The sequence below is a fragment of the Paenarthrobacter sp. TYUT067 genome, assembly GCF_023656375.1.
Classification (GTDB): domain Bacteria; phylum Actinomycetota; class Actinomycetes; order Actinomycetales; family Micrococcaceae; genus Arthrobacter.
In genome coordinates, this window is sequence record NZ_JAMOIT010000023.1 from 80,321 (window position 1) to 90,026 (window position 9,706).

Consider the following 9,706-nt stretch of genomic DNA (forward strand, 5'->3'; position numbering starts at 1 on the left):
ATGCACAGCCCCCTTCTCCAAGACAAGGTCGTCCTTGTCAGCGGCGGCACCCAGGGTCTGGGTGCCGGCATTGCCCGCCGGGCGGCGGCCGAAGGCGCCGCCGGCATCGCGGTGACCGGTCGCAACGCCGAATCGGGCGAGAAACTGGCAGCCGAGCTGGCGGCGTCCGGTGTCGAGTCCCGTTTCATCAAAACCGACCTGGCAGACGTGGAACAGGCGAAGGCCTCCGTACTGGAAACCATCTCCACGTTCGGGCGGATCGACTGCGCCGTGAACGCCGCGGGACTGACCACCCGCGGAACCATGCTGGACACCACCCCGGAACTCTTCGACGCGCACATCGCCGTGAACCTGAAATCACCTTTCTTCATCATGGCCGAAACAATCAGGAACCTGCGTGAGCGCGGGGCGCCCGGGAACATCGTGAACATCATCTCGATCGCCGAGCTCGGCGGCCAACCCTATCTGGCGCCCTACGTCGCGGCGAAGGCAGGGCTGGCCGGCGTCACCCGGAACGCCGCACACGCCCACCGCTGGGACAAGATCCGCATCAACGGCCTGGACATTGGCTGGACCGCAACTGAGGGCGAAGCCGAAACCCAGCGGAAATTTCACGGCGCAGAAGAGGACTGGCTGGAAAAGGCCAACGCCTCCATGCCCATGGGCAAGCTCGGACAAGTGGACGAGATCGCCGAATTTGTAGTCTTTCTCCTCTCCAACAGGAGCGGAGTCGTCACCGGCTCGGTCATCGACTGGGACCAAAACGTCATCGGAGGATCAGATTGAGCACCATCACCAGCCGCCTTGCCGCCGCCCCCATTTCCTGGGGTGTGTGCGAAGTCCCCGGGTGGGGCTACCAGCTCGAAGCAGACCGCGTGCTCTCCGAGATGACCGCCCTGGGCATCACCGCCACAGAGTTCGGCCCCGCAGGCTTCCTGCCCGAACAAGCAACCGAACGCGCCGAAGTCCTCAAGCGGCACCAGCTGCAGGCGATCGGAGGATTCTTCCCCGTCATCCTGCACGATGCCGCCAAAGACCCGCTCAAAGCGGTCTCAGAGGAACTGGATGCCTACCAGGCAGCCGGTGCCAGCATCATGGTCCTCGCCGCCGAAACCGGCGTCGCCGGCTATGACCAGCGCCACGAGCTCGATGCCGACGGCTGGCGCCTGTTCGGCAGAAACCTCGACGCGATCGTCAAGGCCGCGGCCGACCAGGGCATCCAGGCCGTCGTCCACCCCCACGTGGGAACCATGATCGAAACAACGACGGACGTCAACCGCGTCCTGAACGACACGGCCGCGAACCTCTGCCTCGACACCGGACACCTCCTCATCGGCGGCACGGACCCCGGACAGCTCGTCCGGGACTACGCCGCACGCATCGGCCACACGCACCTGAAAGACGTGCGCAAGGCCGTCGCGGAGCGTGTTCAGAACGGCGAAATCTCCTACACCGACGGTGTCAAGACCGGAATGTACGTCCCCCTGGGCCAGGGTGACGTCGGGATCGCCGACATCGTCCGGAACCTCCTTGATGCAGGGTACAGCGGGTGGTTCACGATGGAGCAGGACACCATCCTGGAATCCGAACCTGCCAACGAAGGCCCCGTCCGGGATGTCCGTCAGTCCGTGGCGTTCCTCCGGGAGCTGGAAGCCGAGCTCTCCAAATGAGCGCAGTGCGCTGGGGCGTGCTCACCACCGCCCGCATCGCCCAGGACCGGTTCCTGCCGGGGATGCAGAAAGCCCGCAACGCCGTCGTCTCGGCGATCAGCAGCCCCAGCGGGCGGGCCGCCGGGGTCGCCGCCCGTTTTGACATCCCGACCGCCTACGCCTCGCACGAAGAACTGCTTGCTGATCCGAACATCGAAGCCGTCTACCTTCCCTTCCCCAACGGGCTCCACGCTGAATGGATCATCGCAGCCGCCGAGGCAGGCAAGGACATCCTCTGCGAGAAGCCACTGGTCGGAAGCCTGGAGGACTACACCCGCGTCGTCGAGGCCTGTGACCGGAACGGCGTGAACCTCATGGAAGCGTTCATGTACCGCTTCCACCCCCAGCACCAGAAAGTCCGCGAGTTCATAGACGCCGGCCGCATCGGCCAGGTTGTCTCCATGCATGCACGATTCCACTTCGTCATGGACCGCAGCCCGGGAGAGGTCCGTCTGCAGGCGGGCCTCGAAGGCGGTGCCGTCAACGACGTCGGATGCTATGCCATCGACATCATGAACATGGTCATGGGACGGAGCCCGGTTAGCGTCTACGCCAAAGGAACAAGTCCAACGGACCCAGTCGAGACCACCGTCGCCGCGATCCTGGATTACGACGGCGTCATTGGAACCTTTGACTGCGGCTTCGAAGGACCCATGACGCACACGTTCCAGGTCATCGGCACCAAGGGACACATCACGCTCGACCAGGCGTTCGACCCGGACCCGGGAGCCCCAGCACGGGTGACCGTTTCGCTTAGGGACGGCAGCACCGAGGGCTTCGACATCGCCGAAGACCAATTCAAGGTCGAAATCGAACGGTTCAGCGTCTGGGCCCGCAGCTCAGGACACGAGGTCATCCATAGGGAACTCACGGAGCAAAACCTGGCCGTCCGGCTCGCCATCCACGAATCCCTCGCCACAGGACTCCCACGGACCGTCGAAAAAGTTCACGCCGTGAAACACCACTTACTTCAGGAGCAGTAATGACCGTCATCACCCACTTCATCAGCGGAGCCGAGACAGCAGGCACCGGGACCGACACCAAACCCGTCTACAACCCCGCGACCGGCGCCGTTACCGCGGAGCTGCGGCTGGCGAACCGGGCGGACCTGGACGCAACCGTCGCCGCCGCCAAGGCTGCGGCCCTCACTTGGGGTGACATTTCCCTGGCCAAGCGCACTGCCGTTTTGTTCAAGTTCCGCGAACTCGTCGCCTCCCATGTGGACGACCTCGCCGAACTGATCACATCCGAGCACGGCAAGGTCCTCTCCGACGCCAAGGGCGAAATCGGCCGCGGCCTGGAAGTCATCGAGTTCGCCTGCGGCATCCCGCAGCTACTCAAGGGCGAATACTCCGACCAGGTCTCCACCGGCATCGACGTGTTCTCCTTCCGCGAGCCGATCGGCGTCGTCGCCGGCATCACCCCGTTCAACTTCCCGGTCATGGTGCCGCTGTGGATGGCGCCGATGGCAATCGCCACCGGCAACGCCTTCATCCTCAAGCCCTCCCACCGGGTACCGTCTGCGGCCATGCTGCTCGCCAAGCTCTGGAAGCAGGCCGGCCTGCCCGACGGCGTCTTCCAGGTCCTGCACGGCGACCGTGAAGTGGTCTCGGGCCTGTTGACCCACCCCGACGTGGACGGCATCTCCTTCGTCGGCTCTACCCCGGTCGCCAAGCACATCCTGGAAGTGGCCACCGCCCACGGCAAGCGCGTCCAGGCCCTGGGCGGGGCGAAGAACCACGCTATCGTGCTGCCTGACGCCGACCTCGACAACGCCGCCGACCACCTGGCCGCCGCAGCGTTCGGCTCCGCAGGGCAGCGTTGCATGGCCATCTCCGTAGCGGTCGCCGTGGGCGACGCCGCCGACCTGCTCGTCAAGAAGGTTCAAGAACGCGCGCTGGACGTCAAGGTCATGAACGGCACCGCGCCGGATGCCGACATGGGCCCGGTGATCAGCGCTGACTCCCGCGAGTTCATCGTCAAGACCATTACCGAAGCCGAACAGGCCGGCGCCGCCATGGTGGTGGACGGCCGCGACCTAATCGTCCCCGGTCACGAGGACGGCTTCTGGGTCGGTCCCACCGTCCTGGACCACGTCAAGACCGAAATGACCGCCTACACCGAGGAAATCTTCGGACCCGTCCTCGTGGTGGTCCGGGTCGAGGACCTCGATGCCGGCATCAAGCTCATCAACGCCAACCCCTACGGCAACGGCACCGCCATCTTCACCTCCTCCGGCGCCGCAGCACGGAAGTTCCAGCGCTCCGTGGATGTCGGCATGATCGGCATCAACGTCCCCCTGCCGGTGCCGGTTGCCTACTACTCCTTCGGCGGCTGGAAGGCCTCGCTCTTCGGCGACAAGCACATCTACGGCCCCGAAGGCGTCTCCTTCTACACCCGCGGCAAGGTCGTCACCTCCCGCTGGCCGGAATCACACCACGCCTCCGGCGCCTCCTACAACTTCCCCTCCAACTGACCCACTTCCGGTGGCGGGGGCGCGACCGGTCCCGCTGATGGGAAACACCCCGGAAGGACCGGCTGCGCTGACATGGTCAGCGCAACCGGTCCTTCCGTCTTCGGGGAATTTCAGCTTGGCGTGCAAAACGCTAATCGGACAGTGAATATGTGGGCCCTATCGTCAGCTTAGGGTGACGTAGTATCCGCTATCAGTTTCCTGCCACCAGCCAGTCGAGCACCTCTTGGCCGGGGGAAGAGTCGTCGCGGTCGGCTCCGCTGCGCCTTGGGGGTCCGTGCTCACTTCCTGGAGACCGGCCTGTCGGTTGGTCACGCAGGTTGTTCCTCGTTTCTCCATGAGAACTTCGGAGAGGAGGGACCCGCGACCATGATGTCGTCGATTTCCGGCAGGAGAGCCGCCCCGAAGTGCGGAGCTCATGCAGGGCCGCACCGGTACTGGAGGCCTACTCTTCATATTGGAGCCAAATCGCGCCCCGCTCGGGGCTGCCGTTTAGAGACCCTGTTGGGGGCGCCGAGGTGGGCAAAGGAAGAGGGTGTGCACAATGTGCACACCCTGGGCTTCGGATCGGGTCGTACTGGTGCCGGACGGGCCCGGATTGCGGATGTTTTCGGGGGAGTGGCGGAAATTCAAGGGCCGGAACCCGGTTCGAGTCCCACCGCGGGCACAGTGTTTCCTCAGGTCAGCCGCCCTTTGGGGCGCTGAATGTGGACAAAAGTACTAAAAGTGTGGACAGCGGCGCAGCATTTTTTCTATGGCTAGCATTCGAAAACGCAGAAAAAGGACGGTACGACGTCCTTTATGGTCTGCTGGCGGGACCCGGCCAACCGCACGGAACAGGGCATCACGCTGCCCACGGAATCCGAAGCCATCACCCTGAAGCGACTCCTTGACGCCTGGTCCGGCCTTCCGTTGGCGCCGTCCACACGTATCAGACCATGTTGAAGCTGCACATCGAGGACGTGATTGGGCATATCCCGGTGGACAAGCTCGACTACCGGCATTTGACCTATTGGATGAAGACGATGCAGACCAAAGGCCGGTCGGCAAAAACCAACAAGAACAACCAAGACTTGATTTTCTCGGCGACGGAGACGGCGGCTGTCTCGGATACCGGAAGGATAATCCGTGCCGGGGCGTCCAGTTGCCGTCTGGCGAAAAGGCAGAGGATGAGCGGTTTCCTTGAATCCTCATTTGGTTGAGGTCCTGATTCCGCTAGTGGCCCGCCGGCCAGGCTCAGATCTTCTGTTCACCACGCCCAAGGGCGAGCGCATTGTCCACAAGCTGTACTGGCACCACTACTGGGTTCCCGAAGTGGAGGAGGCCCAGGCCCGTGGCCTGAAGAAGTCACCCCGAATCCACGACCTGCGCCACACCCAAGCGTCCTGGCTGATTCAGGACGGGTCTCGCTCTTCACCGTCTCCCGCCGCCTGGGGCACGCATCTACGCGAACAACCGAGCAGGTGTATGGCCACTTGATGCCGCGACGGGCAGCGTGACTCCGGCGATGAGGACGCACGCACCAGAGATTCCGATGATGTCCCGCGTCTCACCGTCAAGAAAGGTGTCGGCTATGAACCAGAGAAGGAAGCCGCCACCCACCATCCCGGACATCAAAATGATCAGGACGGTCGTGCCCCTGTTAATGACTTCGTCGCTGAACCGGTAACTCCCGGCCGTACGGCTCTGTTGGCTCGCTTTGGACCCCAGCGTGGCCGAGGGCCTCACCACGCTTTACTCGAAGGGGCCACCAAACGGCTGGAACGCCGAAACGGTGTCCGGACCCTCAGCCGGTTAGGCGTCGGAAATCGAGTTGTTCCGTATAGCCGAAGGGGACTGCATTGCTGAGCCCGACGACGAAGTGCCCATCTCCGAGCCGGGTCACCAGGACGCCATGCATTCGTTGCCGCCTCGCCTCCTCGATCATCCGGTCAACCGCCGCCGTGATGTCTTCGTCCATGGAGGCCCTGTCTTGGACCTTGATTTCGAGGGGTTTCACATCCTGGATGTTCATGACGTGCTCACATCGCTGACTGGGATAGCTAGGGCGGTATAGCCCTGCGCTTTTGTGTACAGGGTTCGAGGTTCGGCGCCGTAGGCTTCCAGCCAGAGAGCGTCCTCAGTAACCGCTACATCCTTGACATACCCCGTCCTGATGGTTTGCCCTCCTTTCTGAACTTGGACCTGCCGGCCGGCCAAATCATTCCAATCTGCATGGTCTCCCATGAAGCTGCCTTTCGTATCGCAATTCGCTGTATTGATTGTGCTTGCGGATCGTGACTCGGGAATTTCTAACCATCGACAGGTCCGGGTCAGAAATCATCTCACTGCCACTACTCTGTAAGCCGTGCTCCATCGGAGCCCTGCTACTTGGGGTACGCGCCCTAGGTGTGGGAATTACACCTAGGCCGGGACCTGGTCGGCCGCTTTGAGCTCGAAGCCGCGGTATCCAGTAGTGGTGACGTCGTCCAAGACGGCACGGTAGCTACCCAAACCGCCGAGGTAGAACAGTACGCTGGGCTTTTTGCCCGGAATGTTCGCGCCGAAGATCCACGAGTCGACCTTGGTGAACAGCGTCATATTGGCAATCTGGGTGCAGGTCTCGGTCCATTCGGACTCGGCCTCTGGCGTGGGCTCAATCGCCCGCAGCCCGTTGCGCTCGGCGTATTCGATCGTGTCGCCAATCCACTCGACCTGTGTCTCGATGCTCGGCGGCAGATTTGTGAACGGGCCGTTCGGGCCCAGCACCATGAACCAGTTGGGGAAGTTCGCCGTGGAGATGCCCAGGTAGCTGGTCGGCTGGCCGTCCCAGTGATCGTTGATGCTTAGGCCTTCGCGGCCGCGGATCTCCATCCGCCGGTAGTTGCCGTCCACGGCGTCAAACCCGGTGGCGAAGACAATCACATCCATTTCGTGCAGGACACCGTCCTCGGTCACCACACCCTTGGCGGAGACTTCGCGGATGGGGTTCTCTTTGATGGCGACGGCTTCCACGTTCGGCCGGTTGAAGACCTGGTAGTAGCCGTTATCGCACAGCGGGCGCCGGGCGAACAAGCCTGTCGGCATCAGCTTGCGGGTCGTCTCCGGGTCCTCAATGATTTCGGCGATCTTGGAACGGATGAAGGACGCTGCTGCCTCGTTGGCTTCCTCGTTCGTGGCGATGTCACCGAAGGTGGCAAACATGAAGCGGAATCCGCCGCCATGCTGCCAAGCCTCCTCGAAGACGCGGCGGCGCTCCTCCTCCGAGACAGCCAACGCCGGCACGGTGCTCTCCTCGAATCCGAAGGCCACGGAGGAAGCCTTAACCTGTTCCCAGATCCGATCGTAATCGGCCTTGACGGCATCGATCTGCTGCGTCGTGACGGGGCGATTGCCGACCGGGACGGAGTACTGTGGGGTCCGGACGAAAACGGTCAGGTGCTCGACCTCCGGTGCCAGGGCCGTGATGACCTGCTGGCCGGTGGAGCCGGTGCCAATGACGCCGACGCGGTGGCCTGCGAGGTCCTTGCCCTCGGGCCAGGCGGCGGTGTGGATGATGTCGCCTTCGAAGGTGTCCAGGCCAGGCAGGTTCGGCAGGTTGACGGCAGAGAGTAGTCCGACCGCGTTGACGACGTACTTCGCGCGGTACACGTCGCCGGCGTCCGTGGTGACCTCCCACAGAGCCTCATCCTCCAAGTAGATGGCGGACTTGACCTCGGTTCCGAAGCGGAAGTGCCGGCGCAGGCCGAAACGGTCGACGACGTCCTCAAGGTATTCCAGGATCTCGGGCTGGGTGACGTAGGTGTTCTTCCATGTGCCGCTCTGCAGCAGGTCGCGGTCGAAGGAGAACCGGTAGACGTAGCTCTCGGTGTCGGAGAGGGCACCCGGGTAGCGGTTCCAGTACCAGGTGCCGCCGGGGCCGGCGGCCTTGTCAAAACCGACCGTGGTGAGGCCTAGTTCGTTGTGCAGCTTGTGGACGGCGTAGATGCCGCCGAAGCCTGCACCGATGACGACGGCGTCAACGGTGCGGCCGGTGGTCTTTACAGTCATGGCGAACTCCTTTGTTGTTCTGATGCTGGGTGAGAGTGGTGGATGATGGATGGTTGCTACTTCCGGTACCAGGCGGCGGCCTTCTCAAACTCCCGCGCTACGAGGTCGGGACGTCCGGCCAGGAAAGGGTAGGCGTGCTGCCGGCCCTCACCGATGGAAAGGGTGACGTCGACACCTGCTGCCGTGGCGCGCTCCTCCATGCGGGTGGCCCCGTGAAGGAGCGCCTCGACGCTGACCGCCGCCATGTATGGGGGTGAGGGAGCCGATGAAGTCGGCGTGCAGCGGTTCGCCAACGGGCTCGTCGGGTCGACGGTGCCCCCAAGGACCTCGGCGATCATGCCCTCGAGCAGTTCCCGCCCGGAAACTCATGGAATCCGGGCGGAAGGTCCACGCAACTTCGGGGCACCGTGACGCCCTAGCCACTCGCGTTGAATATAACTGTTAGTCAGGCAGCTGAATCTCTGGAAGAATCTGACCACCATCGACGATGACAGTCTGGCCTGTGATGTAGGAGGATCTGCGATCGGCAAAGAAGCTGACCGCGTGCGCAATATCTGCTGGAGTCGCCAGTCTGCCAACAGGGATACTTTTCACTGTCGATGCGATGTAATCCTCGGACAGGTCGTCCCAAGCAGGAGTGCGAACGTTCCCCGGCATCACAGCGTTGACAGTGATCCCCGTTTTCGCCAGCTCCAGTGCGGCAGATCGCATCATCCCTAATTGACCCGCCTTGGAGGCTCCGTAGTGCGTCCAGCCAGGGAACCCTGTGACTGCCCCCGTGATTGAGGAAGTGATGACGATCCGTCCGAACTCCTGCTTCCGCATCAACCGGGCGGCGTGCTTCACGCAATAGAAGGCCCCCCTCAAGTTGACGTTTTGAACAAGTTGCCAATCGTCTTCCGTGATGTCCTCCATCCGGGCACCGGGATAGATGCCAGCGTTCGCGCACACGACATCCACGCGATTCCACGCGTGAACCACAGCATCAAATGCCCGGCTGACGCTTTCTTCCTTGGTCACGTCGGTTGCGATTGCCCGCAGTCGACTCGGGGGTTGCTGCAAGTCCGCGACGACCTGCTCGGCGGCCTTAAGGTTGACGTCTGCAATCGCTACTTTGTCGCCCTCCTCCAGAAAGCGCTCGACGATTGCGCGACCGATGCCGCTCGCGCCGCCGGTAACGATTACGACTCTTGATTGATTTTCATTCATTCGTTGCCTCCATGGCGTTACGGCTATTTTTTGCGAAAACTGTCAACCCCGCCGGAGAAGTTCGTCGTATTCCCGGCAGCTGTGTTTGTTGCCGCGGGTGTGGGGGTGGTGCAGGCCGTCCAGTCCAGTGCTGACACTGGGTGCGATGTCGGTCGCGTAGTTCAGTGGTCTTGAATGCCAGCCGAGTTCGTCTTACGAAGGGACAGCAATGCACCGGTCAGGGGCAGGACGACCATGAGTGTGATGGCGAAAATGGATGCTCCGGTTGAGCCTGTTATCACGTCGA

At 62.7% G+C, this 9,706-nt stretch carries 10 protein-coding genes; 6 read left to right on the forward strand and 4 right to left on the reverse strand.

What is annotated here, in order from left to right:
- The 6 genes from MOD31_RS18820 (at position 1) to MOD31_RS18845 (ending at position 5,661) form a co-directional block, all read left to right on the forward strand.
- Positions 1–786 carry an SDR family oxidoreductase gene (locus tag MOD31_RS18820; RefSeq protein WP_250821381.1) on the forward strand — a complete coding sequence of 262 codons (786 nt, stop codon included), beginning with the start codon at positions 1–3 and terminating at the stop codon, positions 784–786.
- Entirely contained in the window at positions 783–1,670 is an 888-nt protein-coding gene (locus MOD31_RS18825) for a sugar phosphate isomerase/epimerase (RefSeq protein WP_250821382.1), read from the forward strand. The genes MOD31_RS18820 and MOD31_RS18825 overlap by 4 nt, the downstream gene beginning before the upstream one ends.
- Positions 1,667–2,692 (forward strand): Gfo/Idh/MocA family protein, encoded by a 1,026-nt coding sequence (locus MOD31_RS18830; RefSeq protein WP_250821383.1) that lies wholly within the window; start codon positions 1,667–1,669, stop codon positions 2,690–2,692. The genes MOD31_RS18825 and MOD31_RS18830 overlap by 4 nt, the downstream gene beginning before the upstream one ends.
- The gene (locus tag MOD31_RS18835; protein ID WP_250821384.1) at positions 2,692–4,185 is read left to right on the forward strand and encodes a CoA-acylating methylmalonate-semialdehyde dehydrogenase; all 1,494 of its coding nucleotides are present in this window, start codon (positions 2,692–2,694) and stop codon (positions 4,183–4,185) included. Before MOD31_RS18830 ends, MOD31_RS18835 begins: the two co-directional genes overlap by 1 nt.
- 935 nt (positions 4,186–5,120) lie before the next feature.
- Complete coding sequence (locus MOD31_RS18840) at positions 5,121–5,384, forward strand: hypothetical protein (protein ID WP_024367501.1); 264 nt, start codon at positions 5,121–5,123, stop codon at positions 5,382–5,384.
- On the forward strand, positions 5,365–5,661 hold the full coding sequence (locus MOD31_RS18845; protein WP_128081643.1) for a hypothetical protein: 297 nt from the start codon (positions 5,365–5,367) through the stop codon (positions 5,659–5,661). Before MOD31_RS18840 ends, MOD31_RS18845 begins: the two co-directional genes overlap by 20 nt.
- Before the next feature lie 307 nt (positions 5,662–5,968).
- Here the strand turns inward: MOD31_RS18845 and MOD31_RS18850 are convergent, their stop codons facing one another.
- From MOD31_RS18850 to MOD31_RS18865, 4 genes are all read right to left on the reverse strand, one after another.
- A complete protein-coding gene (locus MOD31_RS18850) occupies positions 5,969–6,196 on the reverse strand; it encodes a hypothetical protein (RefSeq protein WP_024367499.1) in 228 nt (75 codons plus the stop codon).
- Between the two features lie 389 nt (positions 6,197–6,585).
- Positions 6,586–8,211, reverse strand: coding sequence for an NAD(P)/FAD-dependent oxidoreductase (locus tag MOD31_RS18855; protein ID WP_250821385.1), 1,626 nt, complete (start codon positions 8,209–8,211; stop codon positions 6,586–6,588).
- Positions 8,212–8,267: 56 nt separating this feature from the next.
- Positions 8,268–8,549 (reverse strand): hypothetical protein, encoded by a 282-nt coding sequence (locus MOD31_RS18860; RefSeq protein WP_024367498.1) that lies wholly within the window; start codon positions 8,547–8,549, stop codon positions 8,268–8,270.
- Positions 8,550–8,652: 103 nt separating this feature from the next.
- Entirely contained in the window at positions 8,653–9,420 is a 768-nt protein-coding gene (locus MOD31_RS18865) for an SDR family oxidoreductase (protein ID WP_024367497.1), read from the reverse strand.
- Positions 9,421–9,706: the final 286 nt, after the last annotated feature.

Coding starts and splice junctions, on each gene's coding strand:
- MOD31_RS18820 (WP_250821381.1), top strand. CDS start 1: ATGCACAGCCCCCTTCTCCAAGACAAGGTCGTCCTTGTCAGCGGCGGC.
- MOD31_RS18830 (WP_250821383.1), top strand. CDS start 1,667: ATGAGCGCAGTGCGCTGGGGCGTGCTCACCACCGCCCGCATCGCCCAG.
- MOD31_RS18835 (WP_250821384.1), top strand. CDS start 2,692: ATGACCGTCATCACCCACTTCATCAGCGGAGCCGAGACAGCAGGCACC.
- MOD31_RS18840 (WP_024367501.1), top strand. CDS start 5,121: ATGTTGAAGCTGCACATCGAGGACGTGATTGGGCATATCCCGGTGGAC.
- MOD31_RS18850 (WP_024367499.1), bottom strand. CDS start 6,196: ATGAACATCCAGGATGTGAAACCCCTCGAAATCAAGGTCCAAGACAGG.
- MOD31_RS18855 (WP_250821385.1), bottom strand. CDS start 8,211: ATGACTGTAAAGACCACCGGCCGCACCGTTGACGCCGTCGTCATCGGT.
- MOD31_RS18860 (WP_024367498.1), bottom strand. CDS start 8,549: ATGATCGCCGAGGTCCTTGGGGGCACCGTCGACCCGACGAGCCCGTTG.
- MOD31_RS18865 (WP_024367497.1), bottom strand. CDS start 9,420: ATGAATGAAAATCAATCAAGAGTCGTAATCGTTACCGGCGGCGCGAGC.